This window comes from Bacillus carboniphilus (genome assembly GCF_039522365.1).
Classification (GTDB): Bacteria; Bacillota; Bacilli; order Bacillales; family JC228; genus Bacillus_BF; species Bacillus_BF carboniphilus.
Window position 1 is genome coordinate 27,634 of the sequence record NZ_BAAADJ010000015.1, and the last position, 16,043, is coordinate 43,676.

The 16,043-nt window shown below is 38.1% G+C and carries 20 protein-coding genes; 15 read left to right on the forward strand and 5 right to left on the reverse strand.

Annotated features, from left to right (window positions below; all coding sequences use genetic code 11):
* Positions 1-160: 160 nt before the first annotated feature.
* Together ABDZ91_RS07640 and ABDZ91_RS07645 are read right to left on the reverse strand one after the other, a co-directional pair.
* A complete protein-coding gene (locus tag ABDZ91_RS07640; protein WP_343797801.1) occupies positions 161-736 on the reverse strand; it encodes a lytic transglycosylase domain-containing protein in 576 nt (191 codons plus the stop codon).
* A complete protein-coding gene (locus ABDZ91_RS07645) occupies positions 733-1,332 on the reverse strand; it encodes a CYTH domain-containing protein (protein ID WP_343797803.1) in 600 nt (199 codons plus the stop codon). The genes ABDZ91_RS07640 and ABDZ91_RS07645 overlap by 4 nt, the downstream gene beginning before the upstream one ends.
* 190 nt (positions 1,333-1,522) lie before the next feature.
* Here ABDZ91_RS07645 and ABDZ91_RS07650 point away from each other — a divergent pair, with 190 nt between their 5' ends.
* From ABDZ91_RS07650 to ABDZ91_RS07665, 4 genes are read left to right on the forward strand one after another with little or no spacing between them, the layout of a single operon-like run.
* Complete coding sequence (locus ABDZ91_RS07650; protein ID WP_343797805.1) at positions 1,523-1,891, forward strand: UPF0738 family protein; 369 nt, start codon at positions 1,523-1,525, stop codon at positions 1,889-1,891.
* A gap of 36 nt (positions 1,892-1,927) precedes the next feature.
* Entirely contained in the window at positions 1,928-2,575 is a 648-nt protein-coding gene (gene yjbM, locus ABDZ91_RS07655; RefSeq protein ID WP_343797806.1) for a GTP diphosphokinase, read from the forward strand.
* Between the two features lie 5 nt (positions 2,576-2,580).
* Positions 2,581-3,381, forward strand: coding sequence for an NAD kinase (locus ABDZ91_RS07660; RefSeq protein ID WP_343797808.1), 801 nt, complete (start codon positions 2,581-2,583; stop codon positions 3,379-3,381).
* A 57-nt stretch (positions 3,382-3,438) separates the two neighbouring features.
* On the forward strand, positions 3,439-4,338 hold the full coding sequence (locus tag ABDZ91_RS07665) for an RluA family pseudouridine synthase (protein ID WP_343797810.1): 900 nt from the start codon (positions 3,439-3,441) through the stop codon (positions 4,336-4,338).
* Between the two features lie 178 nt (positions 4,339-4,516).
* Here ABDZ91_RS07665 and prpE read toward each other — a convergent pair whose 3' ends face one another.
* Positions 4,517-5,251, reverse strand: coding sequence for a bis(5'-nucleosyl)-tetraphosphatase PrpE (gene prpE, locus ABDZ91_RS07670; RefSeq protein ID WP_343797812.1), 735 nt, complete (start codon positions 5,249-5,251; stop codon positions 4,517-4,519).
* A gap of 279 nt (positions 5,252-5,530) precedes the next feature.
* Between prpE and mgtE the strand changes: the two genes are divergently transcribed.
* A complete protein-coding gene (gene mgtE, locus ABDZ91_RS07675; RefSeq protein WP_343797815.1) occupies positions 5,531-6,907 on the forward strand; it encodes a magnesium transporter in 1,377 nt (458 codons plus the stop codon).
* Positions 6,908-6,926: 19 nt separating this feature from the next.
* The gene (locus ABDZ91_RS07680) at positions 6,927-8,777 is read left to right on the forward strand and encodes a monovalent cation:proton antiporter family protein (RefSeq protein WP_343797817.1); all 1,851 of its coding nucleotides are present in this window, start codon (positions 6,927-6,929) and stop codon (positions 8,775-8,777) included.
* A gap of 43 nt (positions 8,778-8,820) precedes the next feature.
* Here ABDZ91_RS07680 and fabI read toward each other — a convergent pair whose 3' ends face one another.
* Positions 8,821-9,600, reverse strand: a complete 780-nt coding sequence (gene fabI / locus ABDZ91_RS07685) for an enoyl-ACP reductase FabI (protein ID WP_343797819.1) — start codon at positions 9,598-9,600, stop codon at positions 8,821-8,823.
* A 188-nt stretch (positions 9,601-9,788) separates the two neighbouring features.
* Here fabI and ABDZ91_RS07690 point away from each other — a divergent pair, with 188 nt between their 5' ends.
* From ABDZ91_RS07690 to ABDZ91_RS07730, 9 genes are all read left to right on the forward strand, one after another.
* Positions 9,789-10,151: a DUF1360 domain-containing protein gene (locus ABDZ91_RS07690; protein ID WP_343797821.1), complete on the forward strand. Its 363-nt coding sequence runs from the start codon at positions 9,789-9,791 to the stop codon at positions 10,149-10,151.
* Between the two features lie 341 nt (positions 10,152-10,492).
* On the forward strand, positions 10,493-10,966 hold the full coding sequence (locus ABDZ91_RS07695; protein ID WP_343797823.1) for a sporulation protein: 474 nt from the start codon (positions 10,493-10,495) through the stop codon (positions 10,964-10,966).
* 16 nt (positions 10,967-10,982) lie between these two features.
* Positions 10,983-11,456 (forward strand): stage V sporulation protein AC, encoded by a 474-nt coding sequence (spoVAC, locus tag ABDZ91_RS07700; RefSeq protein WP_343797824.1) that lies wholly within the window; start codon positions 10,983-10,985, stop codon positions 11,454-11,456.
* Positions 11,457-12,485, forward strand: coding sequence for a stage V sporulation protein AD (spoVAD, locus tag ABDZ91_RS07705; protein WP_343797826.1), 1,029 nt, complete (start codon positions 11,457-11,459; stop codon positions 12,483-12,485). It abuts the gene before it with no gap.
* A gap of 14 nt (positions 12,486-12,499) precedes the next feature.
* The gene (gene spoVAE / locus ABDZ91_RS07710) at positions 12,500-12,856 is read left to right on the forward strand and encodes a stage V sporulation protein AE (RefSeq protein WP_343797828.1); all 357 of its coding nucleotides are present in this window, start codon (positions 12,500-12,502) and stop codon (positions 12,854-12,856) included.
* Positions 12,857-13,012: 156 nt separating this feature from the next.
* The gene (locus ABDZ91_RS07715; protein WP_343797830.1) at positions 13,013-13,135 is read left to right on the forward strand and encodes a YjcZ family sporulation protein; all 123 of its coding nucleotides are present in this window, start codon (positions 13,013-13,015) and stop codon (positions 13,133-13,135) included.
* Between the two features lie 345 nt (positions 13,136-13,480).
* Positions 13,481-13,735 (forward strand): sporulation-specific transcription regulator SpoVIF, encoded by a 255-nt coding sequence (gene spoVIF / locus ABDZ91_RS07720; protein ID WP_343797831.1) that lies wholly within the window; start codon positions 13,481-13,483, stop codon positions 13,733-13,735.
* A gap of 188 nt (positions 13,736-13,923) precedes the next feature.
* Positions 13,924-14,208: a hypothetical protein gene (locus ABDZ91_RS07725; protein WP_343797832.1), complete on the forward strand. Its 285-nt coding sequence runs from the start codon at positions 13,924-13,926 to the stop codon at positions 14,206-14,208.
* Positions 14,209-14,235: 27 nt separating this feature from the next.
* The gene (locus tag ABDZ91_RS07730; protein WP_343797833.1) at positions 14,236-15,129 is read left to right on the forward strand and encodes an MBL fold metallo-hydrolase; all 894 of its coding nucleotides are present in this window, start codon (positions 14,236-14,238) and stop codon (positions 15,127-15,129) included.
* Between the two features lie 17 nt (positions 15,130-15,146).
* Here the strand turns inward: ABDZ91_RS07730 and ABDZ91_RS07735 are convergent, their stop codons facing one another.
* On the reverse strand, positions 15,147-15,821 hold the full coding sequence (locus tag ABDZ91_RS07735; RefSeq protein ID WP_343797834.1) for a DUF421 domain-containing protein: 675 nt from the start codon (positions 15,819-15,821) through the stop codon (positions 15,147-15,149).
* Between the last annotated feature and the right edge of the window lie 222 nt (positions 15,822-16,043).

Sequence of the window (16,043 nt, forward strand, 5' to 3'; positions counted from 1 at the left end):
TCCCACTTTCCACTGCTTCCATATATCTCTTCAGTGCAGTGGAAATGAGTCAAGCACCTTCCACTCCAATCAACGGCGGGTTTAATAACATGTGCAATAAACAACAATCTTACGAAAAACAGCGTTCCATAAAAAAAAGACCCTAAATAGAGTCTTTACTTTAAACGGTATGATTATATGAATTCATAACATTTTTCACGTAATTTTGGGTTTCTCTAAAAGGAGGGATTCCTCCATACCGGTCGACATTACCAGGTCCAGCGTTATAAGCTGCCAGTGCTAGTACCGTGTCTCCGTTATATTTATCCAGCATAGACTTCAAATATTTAGTACCACCCATGATGTTTTGGAGTGGATCAAATATATCTGTAACCCCTAAACTTCGGGCTGTTTGTGGCATAAGCTGCATGAAACCTTTAGCCCCAGCCTTACTCGTAGCGTTTGGGTTATATCCGGACTCTTGCTTGATAACTGCATGAATCAGAGCAGGCGGAACATCATATTTATCCGCTGCAAGTTCAACAATGTCTTGGATCTGCTGTGTTCCTAATTGTGATTCAAGAATATTGGATTCGCTCAGATTTCCTATATGATTCGGAACCTGATGTGAATTCATATTCTTTAATGTATCAGAAAGAACAGTTTGAAAAACTTGATTTGTGGATGATGAACTTTTGCCTTGTAGCTGTTGAAACGCTTGTATCTCCATGAGTGCTTTTAAATCTTGGACTCTCATCGACTATCTTTTGCCTCATTTCTTAATTTTTCTCTATAAAATCGTAGAATTTTATTATCAGCGGGACGAATTGGGATATCATAAGTCTTTAGTAGTTCCTCAAAGGCTTTTTTTCCTGCATCAATATCTAACACTTCGTACTCTAGTTCGAAATCTTCTTTTTCAAAGTAAGTACTTTTATCAAATACAAGAAGACCGTTTTGATAATCAATTTCTGCCCGCTCTGTTTTTAGAAATCCGAAACAGGTTAGCTCATTAAGGTCGATGGAATACTTATCTAACTGTGAGTGTACATCTCCCATCGGAAGGTTCTGTTTTCCGTCAATTAGAGAACTGGCTATTTGTTTCTCTAACACATCTGTTGTTTCTAGTAATCCCTGACCAAGTGGTTCTTTCAAGGTTAATTCATAGGAACTGTTTTTTTCTCTGATTCGTAATGCTGCATTGTGCTTTTTTAAAACAAAGTTCGGGGTATCAAAATAGTAGTTGGTTTGTATTTTAAACTGGGCTTCGGTTAATTGGAATACTTTTTGAAGTTGATAGAACTCTTTTTCACTTAACAAATTTTTAAATTCAATCTCAACATTTTGTGACAAACTGAATGGACATCCTTTCTGTAAAAACAAACTTTACTAGAGTCTGTACTTCTTTCATTGTAGCTTTTTTTGCTCTCTATATAAAGTGACCAATAAAATAACTGCCCAAAAGCTTATGGCTTTCACAAGGAATTATAACGTGTGTTAAAATATAGAGGAAAAAGAGCAATAACATGAAAGTGGTGTACATATGAGAAAACTTTGGGAAGTAAAAGAGAAAGAATGGAAGGCAGGGAATCTCTATTTACAACTTGAGACTTCACCCTCCTTACAAAATGTGAAAGCTGGAGAAAGAATGCTAGCTCACTCTGATGAATTATCCTTTATATACATATTAGAACAAGATGATGAATTCATATATTTGGCTTTACCTTCGTCCATTTGGGCAGACCTAAAGATGGTGATGTCGGACCATTCAAAAGTTCTATTAAAAGGTTCAGAAGGCGTCTTAGAGCTGGCCTCTTTTGAAATGGAGCTAGAATATTTAATTCAAAATATAGAAGGTAATAGTAACTATGGAGATGAAATGGTTAAAGAAGTAGAAAAAGTGTTTCTTTAATGTAGGTAGTGTAAGAGACCATGGAGGGGAATATGCGTGAACCATTGGGATTTGTTTCTCTCACCATATAAGCAAGCGGTTGATGAGTTAAAAATAAAATTAAAAGGGATCCGTAGGCAATATGAGTTTGACTCTTCCTATTCACCGATTGAGTTTGTGACGGGTCGGGTTAAACCCATTGCCAGTATTTTAGATAAGGCATCTGAGAAAAGTATCCCTTTAGATAAGCTTGAGCAAGAGATGCAAGACATTGCAGGACTAAGAGTGATGTGTCAGTTCGTTGATGACATTAACAGGGTCGTAAAGCTACTAAAAATACGTAAAGATTTTGAAATTGTAGAAGAGAGAGATTATATCTCAAATAAAAAAGTAAGCGGTTATCGATCTTATCATGTCGTAATCAGATATCCAGTTCAAACGATACATGGTGAGAAAAAAATCTTGGTTGAAATCCAAATAAGAACGCTTGCTATGAATTTTTGGGCAACCATTGAACATTCATTAAATTATAAGTATAAGGGGCAATTCCCAGAGGATATCCAAATTAGATTACAACGTGCAGCAGAGGCAGCCTTTTTGCTCGATGAAGAAATGTCCCAAATTAAGGGTGAAATTCAAGATGCGCAAGCCTTCTTTTCCAGAAAGAAGGAAGACCAAAATAAGACAGAACGTAGGGATGGTTGAAGAAAATGAGAAAGTTTGCTGTAACGTCCAAAGGGGATAATAAATCCAATGTCTTAACACACAAAATACGGACTTATTTAAGCGATTTTGATTTAGTCTATGATGAAGACCAACCAGACATCGTCATTTCTGTTGGGGGAGATGGTACGCTCCTATATGCCTTTCATCGCTATAGTCGGAGGTTGGATAAAACGGCTTTTGTTGGGGTGCATACGGGTCATTTAGGTTTTTACGCGGACTGGACACCTGATGAATTAGAAAAACTAGTGATTGCGATTGCCAAAACACCATATCAAACCATTGAATATCCTCTTCTCGAGGTTATGATTCGCTATCAGCATGGTGGTAAAGAAACTCGGTATTTGGCATTGAATGAATCGACTGTAAAAAGTGTGGATGCTACCCTAGTGATGGATGTAGAAATTCGAGGGCAGCATTTTGAGAGGTTTAGGGGAGATGGTTTATGTATTTCCACTCCTTCAGGTAGTACTGCTTATAATAAAGCACTCGGTGGGGCGATTATCCATCCCTCTCTTCAAGCGATTCAAATTGCTGAGATGGCATCGATTAACAATCGAGTTTTTAGAACGGTAGGATCACCTCTTATTTTACCTTCACACCACACTTGCGTTCTGAAACCTGTAAACTCGGCTGATTTTCATATCACAGTCGACCATCTAACCTTATTGCATAAAGAAGTGAAATCAATCCAGTTTAGAGTGGCCGATGAAAAAGTACAGTTTGCACGTTTCCGCCCCTTTCCGTTCTGGAAAAGAGTGCATGATTCGTTTATTGCGGATGAGTAAAAAAAGGGTAGCCCTAATGAACTTAGCCTAAATATTTTTGTGAAGGGGTGCCTAAGTGTGGCTCCATTTCAATTGCAATGGAAAATAGAAAAACAGGACGAGGGACAGCTACTTCGAGAGTTTTTATTCTCGAAGGGGGTGTCTCGTCGTTCTTTAACGGCCATTAAATTTCAAGGTGGGAAGATTGAAGTGAATGGTCAGGAAGTCAATGTTCGATATTCATTGAAAAAAGAAGATGAAGTGATTATACGTTTTCCTGTAGAAATTCCAAGCGAAAAAATGTCTAAACACCCGGTTCCACTCGATATTGTGTATGAGGATGAAAGTGTATTGGTCATTAACAAGCCCCCTGGGGTTATGACAATCCCGTCAGGAGACCGTATGTCTTTAAGTATTGCAAATGGATTGCTTCATTATTACCAGGAACAGGGGATCCAATCAGCTATTCATATTGTTACTAGACTTGATCGGGATACATCTGGACTTTTGTTAGTGGCCAAGCATCGATATATCCATTATCTTTTCTCGAAGCAGCAACAGGAAAAAATGGTTAGCCGTAAGTATAATGCTTTGGTCGAAGGATTGTTGAATCAACAGAGCGGGGTTATTACTGCGCCAATTGGACGAAAGGAAGGAAGCATTATCGAAAGAGAAGTTCGTCCAGACGGTCAATATGCAGAAACTCACTATTCTTTGATTCAGCAATACGAAGATTTTGCACATGTTCTTGTAGAATTAAAAACGGGCAGAACCCATCAAATTCGGGTGCATATGTCTCACCTTGGTCACCCCCTAGTAGGTGACGATTTGTATGGAGGAAGCTTGCGTTATATGATGCGCCAAGCATTACATTGTGTGGAACTCAACTTTAATCATCCCATTACGGGTGAATTCAAACAAATTCAGTCCCCGTTGCCGGAAGATATGAAGAGATTGACTGATTCAAGGGGCTGTTGAACGAGTACTTATACATCAGAAATTTGGTAGTTAGCGGAACCAGGGTTCTTTTGCACTTAGAAAACCGGCATTACCATAAAATAACGGAACCTGAGTCCGGTAGTTCGCGAAGTGGACAGGAGTTCCGTTATTTGCCCTAAACAACCTTGGGCCAGCGGGAAGAAGGAACAAAGTCTTACTATGATCTAAATCGCTCCTCATCAAAGGGTAAACTCGATTCAACATCCACAATCTCCATCTCAGGATATCTCAAACAGCTTAACTTGTTGCCGAATACAGCCCCTGTATCAATGTTATACGTCTTGTTAATATGGCGGACCTCTTTGAGGGGTGTATGCCCGTACACAATGACAGCATCACCTTTGTAATCCTTTGCCCAATCTCTTCTAACAGGTCGACCATTCTCATGGGTTTCTCCTGTAATATCCCCATATAAAACAAAGGTCTTTACTTTACCTCCTTGTTTTCCAATAAGGGACTCTTTAATTCCAGCATGAGCTAATACCAATTTACCTTCATCTAGAATTTTATAAAGCGGAGCCTTTTCATATAGCTCCATAAATTTATTCTTCATTTTATTTTGGTCCGTTTTAGGTAGTGCATCATATTCTGCAACCGTTGTTTCAAGCCCATGAGTAATTTGTACTTTATTCCCTAAGAAGAATCGATACAGTTTATTACAATGGTTCCCAGGGACATAATGTGCTTGGTCTAAGGTGCAAACTAAAGTGTATACAACATCAATCACTGTTAATGAATCGGGGCCACGATCTGTTAAATCCCCTATAAAAGCCAACTGTCTCCCTTTCGGATGTACAGGTACTCCTGTATCCCAAGAATAGCCCAGCTTCTTTGTCAAGCTTTCAAATTCATGAAAGCAACCATGAATATCACCGATTATATCTAGCATCATACATTACCCTCCTCTTACTATCATGCAGTATTAAAGCTGTAATTTATACCGTTTAGTTTATTAGAAAAGAGGGAACATACGAAAATGAAAAAGTAATGAGACTGTTAGTTTGGAAATAAGAGTATGAAAAACAACTCTATTTTCATGAAAAACATAACTTAAACAAAGAATAAATATATAAGCAGAAGTAAAGACAATCCCAACAATTTCTGCTAGTATAGTGGGGATTCATTTTCGTGCTACCGATCATTCCCTGATTTTTTTTAAGGAGGGAGATATATGGCAGGATCATCAACAGAAGAAAAATATAATGAGATTGCAAAACCAGCCTTACTAGAGGCCATACATACAGATGATGTTGTTCGTTTTAGAGAAGAGTTCCTGGCTCTCCATCCTTATGATCAAGCTAGTTTCTTTTCTGATATTGAAGATGAAGACAGAAGGAAAGTATATTTATATCTCTCTCCAGCTGAAATGGCAGAGCTTTTTGAAAATATTGGACTGGAAAAAGATCAAGTCCAAGTCTATGTTTCTGAAATGGACCCGACCTATGCAGCAGACATGTTTGCGAACATGTATGCTGATGATGCGGTAGATGTTTTAAATGAACTTGAAAAAGATCAGGTCACTCGATTTTTAAACATAATGGACCAAGATGCAGCAAGTGAGATTAAGGATCTCCTCCATTATGAGGAATATACAGCTGGTAGTATCATGACTACTGAGTATATCAGTATTGCCGCAAACCAGACCGTCCGTTCAGCCATGTATATACTTAAAAGTGAAGCTCCTACAGCAGAGACTATTTATTATGTGTACGTTGTAGATGAAGATGAGAAATTAGTAGGGGTCATCTCGTTAAGGGATTTAATCATTAGCGATGATGATACGATGATTTCCGATATAATGTATGATCGAATCGTTTCGGTTAAGGTAACGGAAGACCAAGAACAAGTTGCTAGAATGATGAAGGACTACGACTTTTTGGCGCTGCCCGTAGTGGATGATGCAGTCAGACTAGTCGGTATTATTACAGTTGATGATATTATTGATGTTTTAGAAGAAGAGGCGTCTGATGATTACTCCAAACTAGCTGCTGTAACAGATATGGATCAATTAGATATGACACCCTTTTCTGCTGCCAAAAAAAGACTTCCCTGGCTTGTGATTTTATTGTTTTTAGGTATGATGACGGCAAGTTTAATTGGAGTGTTTGAAGAAACTTTAGAACAGGTTGCCATACTCGCTATTTTTATTCCCTTAATTGCTGGGATGGCTGGAAATTCGGGGACACAAGCATTAGCGGTTGCTGTAAGAGGAATTGCAACCGGTGAGGTTCAAAAAGAATCCGTAAAAAAGCTTATTTATAGAGAAGCAGGAACGGGACTAATTACCGGAATTAGTTGTGGAATAATCGTAATGGTTCTAGTTTCAATTTGGCATAATAATGTATATTTAGGTATTCTTGTTGGGGCATCAATTATGGGGGCACTCTTTGTTGCAACCTTAGCAGGCTCATTTGTACCGTTGATTATGCATCGGTATAAGATTGACCCAGCTGTCGCTTCAGGACCCTTTATTACAACCATCAATGACCTAATTAGCATTTTAATTTACTTTGGTCTAGCAACGGTGTTTATGAATCATTTACTTTGAGGTATAAGGGGGAATAAGGATGGAACATGGAGCCTCAGTAACATCCCTTGTTATTGTAATAGTGGCTGCTTTTTTAACACCTATTCTATTACATAGATTTAAACTTAATATTATTCCGGTAGTTGTAGCTGAAATCCTTGTAGGCTTAATTATCGGTGAAAGTGGTTTTAATATTGTAAAACCTGATGAGTGGCTTGAGACACTATCAACATTAGGCTTTATTTTTCTTATGTTCTTAAGTGGATTGGAAATTGATTTTTCAGCTTTTAAATCAAGCAATAAGAAAGAGACATTGCCGTCAGGGAAGACAGAACCAAATGGCTTCTTAGTAGCTTCTATCGTCTTCCTAGGCATTTTTGCCCTTTCAATCGGATTATCTTATTTATTTGTACTCTTAGGCTTTATTGACAATGTATTTCTTATGACACTAATAATATCTACAATCTCGTTGGGGGTAGTGTTACCAACCCTTAAAGAAGCCAATATGTCGAAGACTCGAATAGGTCAAATTATCCTACTTATTGCTGTAATAGCAGACTTAGTTACCATGATTTTACTTGCTATCTTTGTATCAATCTATGATCCAAATGGTGCAGGTAATATGTGGCTATTACTTATCTTATTTGTGGCGGGAGTAGGACTCTACTTTATAGCCAGGGTATTTAAAAATAGTAATATTATTTCAGGACTCTCTAAGGGGACAACTCAAATTGGTACGAGGGCAGTATTTGCACTCATTATCTTGTTGGTTGCTATTTCTGAAACGGTAGGCGCTGAAAATATTCTGGGTGCTTTCTTAGCAGGGACGTTGGTTTCGTTGTTAGCCCCAGACCAAGATTTAATACACAAGCTTGATTCATTTGGGTATGGATTTTTAATTCCAATATTCTTCGTAATGGTCGGAGTTGAATTAGATGTTTGGGCATTATTAAGTGACCCAATGCTACTTGCTCTTATCCCGTTACTTTTAATTGCCTTACTTATTTCAAAAGTTCTACCTGTATACTTGTTAAAGATATGGTGGGATCATAAAACGGTTGTAGCTTCGGCCTTTCTTTTAACATCCACCCTTTCGTTAGTGATTGCAGGGGCAACCATTGGTGAAAGAATTGGGGTTATTACGCACGAGATGAGTGGAACGCTTATCTTAGTTGCTGTTATCACATCTGTATTTACTCCCATTGTATTTAAGAAGCTATTTCCATCTCATGTTGCTCAGCCAAAGAAACTACAAGTGGCTATTATTGGAGCGAATCAATTAACGCTGCCTGTTTCTAGGGAGTTAAAATCTTCTTTATATGAACCCGTGCTATATCATACCAAGCAAGATAAATCTGAAAAAAGAACATCGGATTCACTATTTGATATTAAAGAAATTGAGAACTTTGAACCAGAAACCTTAAAGCAAGAAGGAATCTTTGAAAGTGATATCGTTATCTTCAGTACTGGAGATGAGAACCAAAATGAAATTCTTTCAATTTCGGCAAAGGATCATGGAGTGGGTCGAGTAATCGCGAGGGCAGAATCTCCTGAAAGGGATAATCGATTAAAAGAACAGGGAATAGAAGTATTTTCTACTCTAACTTCACAAAAAGTACTATTGCGAGCCCTTATTGAGTCACCAAGTGTTCTTAGTATCTTATCGAATGTTGAGACATCACTTTATGAAATTAGAATGAGAAACGACCAATATGATGGAATGTCAATTAGGAGGTTCCCGTTTACAGGAGATGTTATCTTTGTTCGGATATTTAGGAAGAATGAATCCATAGTTCCTCATGGAGATACAGAGTTAAAACTAGGTGATCGACTCATCGTGACTGGATCAAAGGAATACGTAGATGAGCTGAAACAAGAGTTAGAATTCTAGAAAGAAAAAAAGACCGCTAAGCCAGCGGTCTTTTTTCTATACATTACCCAACAATATTATATCCAGAATCGACGTAAATGACTTCACCTGTAACCCCACGAGACAAGTTACTTAGTAAAGCAAGAGTCATGTCCCCAACCTCTTCTTGAGTGACATTTTTCTTTAGTGGAGCCTTTTCCTCAATTGTCTTCAGAATATCGTTAAATCCAGGAACTCCTTTTGCAGCCAGTGTACGGATTGGGCCAGCGGAAATAGCATTTACACGAACATTTTGTGCGCCCATATCTACCGTTAAGTACCTCATGCTAGCTTCAAGCGCTGCCTTAGCCACACCCATTACGTTATAACCCGGAACGACACGTTCTGCTCCAAGATAGCTCATCGTTACAACTGATCCACCCTCGGTCATAAATGGTTTTGCGGCCTTAGATACAGCAACTAAAGAGTAAGCGCTGGTATCGGCAGCAAAAGCAAATCCTTCTCTCGATGTATCGACAAAGTCACCTTTTAAATCCTCCGCATGAGCAAATGCAACAGAGTGAACGACACCATGAATAACGCCAACTTTTTCACCAATCTCATTAAATGCATTATGAATACTTTCATCACTATTCACATCACATTGTGCGATATGTGTAGCAGAGAAATCATACTTTTCGAGAAGCTGAGTTAGCTTGCCAAGTGAACGCTCTAATCGATATGTAAAGATTAAATTGGCACCTGCTTTTTGTAATGACTTTGTTATGCCCCATGCAATACTTCGTTCATTGGCCACTCCCATTATAACTATGTTTTTCCCTTTTAATTGTAATAAATCTTCCATTTCGTCCTCCATTTAAGTAGGTATTGTTGTCATTCTTACTTTTATTATACCTGGTTTTAGTAGCTGTTACCATATCTTAATCATAGTCTATCCAAAAGTGTGAATCAACTAGCAGCATTAATTAACGTTTAATTTATGTACATCTTATCTGACACATTCATATATATAAAGGGATGGGAGGATGAAAAATGGACGTGCCTTCAATATTTCATTTTATACTTCTGACTTTAGCCAGTTTTCGTTTAACAAGACTCATTGTTTTTGACAAGATTACAGAATGGATCAGACGCCCTTTTTTTATCGAATGGACTGAGGAAAATGAAAATGGGGAGCCAGAAACATACATTAAACCGAAGGATTCTGGTATTAAAAGCTGGATTGGTGAACTGTTAAGTTGTTATTGGTGTACAGGGATTTGGAGTGCAATTGGATTATATATAGGCTATTTTTACATTCCAGCCGTTTTTTCACATGTCATTATTATTTTAGCAATTGCTGGAGTTGCCGCCTTGATTGAAACAATGGTCCATTTCTTTCAGGCGAATCAGTAGATAGTAGGCTTCAATGGAGACAAAAAAATACCTCAGACATATTATAGTATGAAAGCTACAGGGAGGTAGTGATTATGTTAAAACCAAAGAGTTCTATGATTAAGCCCGTTGCAACGGTAAAAGGGACCAAAAAAAATTGTGGGTGCGGTAAGAAGAAAAAAGCAACCGTGCAAAATCTTAAAAAGTGGTAACTGTCAGCTATGGCTGGCAGTTATTTTTTTGTTAGTTTTCGAATCGGTGAGGTCTCTTTACCAAATATTACTTTGAAAGTTTCTCATATTTTAACGGTGTTCAGATGAAAATAAGGTAGAAAAAGGTCTATAAAAAAGGATGACTAAAATATGAACAGAAATTGGTTAGGTTTTACACTAATTGCTTTCGTTTTGGCCTCATTAACGGGTTGTGCTTTCGAGTCACCACAGGAACCTGATGAAAAATGGGCATTGATTCGAACAATTGATCCGACCGCACAAAGTATAGACCATCATTATGCTTCTGTAGCGGAGATGGTCGAGAAGGATATCGAAAAGTATGAAGCCATTTACGATGTAATGGTGATAAAAGGGGATAAGGAGATCCTAGTTGCATACAAAGTAAAACACTTTGAAAGATACCACATGAAAAAGATTGAAAAAGATCTAGAAAAAATGTTAGAGGATCATTATCCTGATGAGAACTTTACACTTTCGAGCGATTATAAAATTTTCTTAGAAGCAGTCAAATTGAAAAATAAAATGAAAGATCCTTCTTTTTCCGAAGAACAGGCTGAAAAGAAGTTTCATGAAATCCTAAAATTACAGAAAGAACTAACGTAAAGAGGTGTTCCTAAGAATGGGTAAAAAAAATCAAATGACACCAGAGCAGCAACAATATCAGCAGCTAGAACAGAAGCATGAATGGAAAAGACCTGTTCTTAAAAATTGTATAAAAGCCTTCTGGGTGGGTGGCCTAATCTGTACAATCGGACAGGCTATTACTTATTTCTATATTTATTTCTTCCGATTTACTGAACAAACTGCGGGAAATCCAACGGTAGCAACCATGGTTTTTTTGTCCATGTTGTTAACCGGGTTTGGTGTATATGATCGATTAGGACAATATGCAGGGGCAGGAAGTGCGGTTCCAGTATCTGGATTTGGTAATGCCGTTATCTCTGCTGCGATTGAACATCGTACTGAGGGATTCGTGCTTGGTGTTGGATCCAATATGTTTAAATTAGCTGGTTCTGTCATATTGTTTGGTGTTTTTAGTGCGTTTGTGGTTGCACTCATAAAAACCCTTTTAATGGAATGGGGGATCATTTAAATGCTACAGGGAAAAAGCTCCTGGGTTTTTCAAAACCGCCCAGCCATTGCAGCAACAGGTGTAACAGGGGGCCCATTTGAAGCCAACGGTCCCCTGAAAGAGGATTTTGATATTTTACATAAGGATTTATGGATGGGAGAAGATTCTTATGAAAAGGCTCAACGCTTATTACTTGAGGAAGCCATTGACAGTGCACTTGGAAAAATAAACCTTAAACCTAAGGATATTCAATTTTTATTAGCAGGTGATTTAATAAACCAAATTACTCCAACTAGTTTCGCTGCCCGGACACAAAGTATTCCGTACTTTGGTTTGTTTGGCGCATGCTCAACTTCGATGGAAGGCCTTGCCCTATCAGGCTTTATTGTTAATTATCAAGGTGCTCAATATGTCGTAACAGGAGCTTCCAGTCATAATGCAGCGACAGAAAAACAATTCAGATATCCTACAGAATATGGGGGACAAAAGCCTCCGACTGCACAATGGACAGCTACTGGAGCCGGTGTTGGGGTTGTAACAAGACGAAATAATGTACAAGGACCAGCTCCCGTTCTTACTTCTGCGACAATAGGAAAGGTTGTGGATATGGGACTAACGGATCCTTTTAATATGGGAGGAGCAATGGCACCAGCCGCAGCCGATACGATCGTGACACATCTACAAGACCTGCAGATAGATCCTTCTTATTACGATGCCATCATAACAGGAGATTTAGCGCAGATTGGAAGAGAAACTTTGATTGACTTATTAAAGAACCAACATGGCTTAAAAATCCAAGACGATCACATCCAAGATTGTGGAATCAAGTTATACAATCCTGACCAGCCAGTTCAAGCTGGAGGAAGTGGAGCAGGATGTTCAGCAATCGTTCTTTATGGTCATATTTTAAATGAAATGAAAAAAGGTAGATACAAACGGATTTTGTTGGTGGCAACAGGAGCTCTACTATCCCCATTAACCGTTCAACAAAAAGAATCGATTCCTTGTATTGCACATGCGGTAGCAATAGAATATGACCCAAATTCGTAAAGGTGGTGTGAGTAATGCTTGCAATGTTTTTCTGGGCTTTTGTAGTCGGTGGATTATTTTGTGTGGTAGGTCAGATTATGTTTGACGTATTTAAACTCACTCCCGGTCACACATTAAGCTTCTTAGTTGTTCTTGGGGCGATCCTAAGTGGTTTTGGTGTATATGAAAAGCTAATTGATTTTGCTGGGGCAGGTGCAACCATCCCTATTACGAGTTTTGGAAACTCACTAGTAGCGGGTGCTATGCAAGAGGCTGAAGTCCATGGAACCATTGGAGTCTTGACAGGAATGTTCGAAGTAACCAGTTCAGGTATATCAGCAGCCATCGTATTCGCATTTATCGGAGCCCTACTATTTAAACCAAAAGGATGAAATTTGAATAGGTATAAACAAGGAGAAAAACAGGATATGTGGTGAAAATAGGACAAAAACCCGTAAATTTTTCATTATCTAGGAAAATGCCCATACACATTTGCCTCTCCTCACATATGTTAAAAGTGAGTTCAACACAAAGTGAGGTGACAGAGCATGCCTTGGGGTTACGGAGGTTACTGCGGTTACGGCAATGTGTACGGTGGATATGGTTCCACGTTCGTGTTGATCGTTGTATTGTTTATCTTGTTGATTATCGTAGGTGCAAGCTTCTGCTAATAGCAGAAGGAAAAAGTGGTGGAAAAAGCCAGTTGGCTTTTTCCGCTTTTTTTGTTTGGGTGAGATTTTGCAATTATTAAGCTGAAGGTGCAATTCCCGGGTGGAAGGTGCAATTCCCGGTCGGAAGGTGCAATTCCCGGGTGGAAGGTGCAATTCCCGGTCGGAAGGTGCAATTCCCGGTCGGAAGGTGCAATTATCAGGTGGAAGGTGCAATTCCCGTACTGAAGGTGCAATTACCATGCAGAGCGTACAATTACTAATCCAAAGCAATTTATACCCCTCCTCCATTCACCATTTCGTAGCGCCTACATACTATATGGTAGTGAAGAAGGAGGCCTGAGAACAATGGATTCATTTTTTAAGAATATCGAGAAAAAGACTGGTGTAAATATGAAGGATATTTTGGAGCTTGCGAATTCACTTCAAAATGCCAACTTTAAAGATGAAAAAACGGTTCGCGGTGTAATTAAAAGAGTATCTCAAATTGCCAATAAGCCGGTTTCTAAGGATATGGAAGACAAGATTGTAGAGTCGATTGTGAAGGATGGAAAATCTCTAGACTTTAACACAATATCAAATATGATTAACAAAAAGAAATAACATAGATCCGGGCAATCGGCAGTATTTGGACTGTTTGATTGCCTTTATTTCTTATGGATCTATATTTTGGCAGAAGCTAGAAATCCGACAATAAAAAGAAGTTTTCCTTATTTTAAATAGGGCATACATAAAATAGAAGTTTCATACGAATAGTGTAAGAAATAGAAAGAACATGAGGTGAGTGAGAAATGGGATATTATTTGCCGATGCGTGACCAAGTCAGTAATCAGTATGCAAGTCGAATGACCAAACAAGTACACCACCTTTCACCCGTGATAGCCCCTTTTAGGGTACAAGCTACTAATAAGAAAACGAGAGAAGACTATGAAGGGTCAGAAGAATGGCCACCAGTTGATAAGAAACATAAGGAAGTTCCAAGGAAGAGCAAGCAAAGTCCCTCAAAATTATCACATAATCAAAAATTGTTATATGATTTAACAGGAAAAGGGAAGTATGTTAATGAATGTATATAGTAAAGTGAAAAAGAGAGGACCAATTCAATGCAATTTAAACAGATTGATGAAGCTTGCTATTATTTTGAAGCAGCCGTGAACGTTGGGTACATTCATAAGGATGGTAAAGGATTTTTAATTGACGCTGGATTAGAAGCAGCGGCAGCCAAAAAAGTCGTGAAACAATTAGACAGTCAGAATCTGCCTTTAACTCATTTAATAATCACTCATGCGCATGCTGATCATTTTGGTGGTGCTCACCATTTGAAAGAAAAGCGTGAAGTAAAGGTGTGGGCACCAAGGTTAGAAGCAGCCATTATTGAGAATCCGGTGTTAGAGCCAATTTATTTATTTCAAGGAACCAACCCTCTTAAAGAATTTCGCAACAAGTTCTTAGAAGGTCCAGCCGTTCAGGTCGACGGTATCGTTGAAGAAGGCAGGTTTAACCTAGATGGAGTCTTATTTACCATACATTCTCTTCCTGGCCATAGTTATAATCAAATTGGGATCGAACATAATGGAGTTCTTTTTGCAGCAGATTCTTATTTCGGAGTTGAACAATTAAAAAAGCATAAAATACCTTATATTGTTGATGTTGCTCAGACAATGGATAGTTTGGAAAAACTAAAGACATTATCAATAAACGGATCAGTACCAGGACACGGTAATTACGAAGAGGATTTAGAACGGACCATACAAGAAAATTTGGATTGCCATAAAAACATTGTAGATTCCTTGGAACGATTTTTTTTACAAAATGGAGCACCTTCATTTGAAGAGTCCTTCCAGTTTTTGTGTAGAGAGTACGATGTACAAATTGGACATGCCTCTTCTTTTCTTTTATTCCGTACAGCAATTGGAGCTTACATTGCGTACCTAGTCGAACAGGGGAAAGCTAGATTAGATGTCAAAGATTATAAATTAGTAATCCAATCTATATAATGGAAAAAAGCTTTGCACTAATAGGTTTGAATGTGCAAAGCTTTATTTTGTTCCCATTCTGCATATAAAACGTTTTGTATTTCATTTATGCCACGACTAGAAATTTCATTCGTAAGCCACTTTATGTCTTTAGAGATAGAGGCTAAGTTGTCATAAATTACTTCACCATCAATCACTAATGTAACAGGGAGTGTTACATCCTCTGGAACAAGATTAAAATCCTGTCTCGTGGGCGTTGCTGACATTGTTTTCTTTAGAACACTAATGGACCCGTCTGTTTCTAAGAGGGCGTACTCGCAGTCTCGGATTGAGAAAACGTCTTTAGAACGAAGTAAATGTTGAAGCTGGTTGATATCTAAATGATTCTTCTTTAATGAGTCATATAAAATTTTCCCTTTATGTATGACAATTGTGGGCTCTCCTTCTAAAAACTTTCGGACCCGTTTAAACTTTTGGGTCGTTATTTCTGTGGTGTATATTAAGATACACCATATGACGACAGCGAATAAAATCTCAGGAATACCTACTTTTTCATCAAATACAGCATTTCCAACCAGTTCTCCAAGTACTAAAGCAGAAATAAAATCAAATGCTGTAATTTGTGTAATTTGTGTTTTTCCTAGTATTTTTGTTAAGGCAAATAGAGCGATATAACCAACAAATAATTCAAACCCTATCCTAACAAAATCCATTCCGACATCCCCCTTATTTGAACATACTTAGGTTGCTCATTTTCAGAAGGATTTATTAGCCATAAACGTTTAGTAATAAGCCAAATAAAAAAGGACTGATTCTTTTAAAATCAGTCCTTTTTTAAAAGATAAGAAAGTATAAATTTTGGGTCTACCGCAGTCTTTTGGGCTGTGGTATTTTCAATTTATGGAGAGGAATATTCTTAGACAAATCTTTTTTGA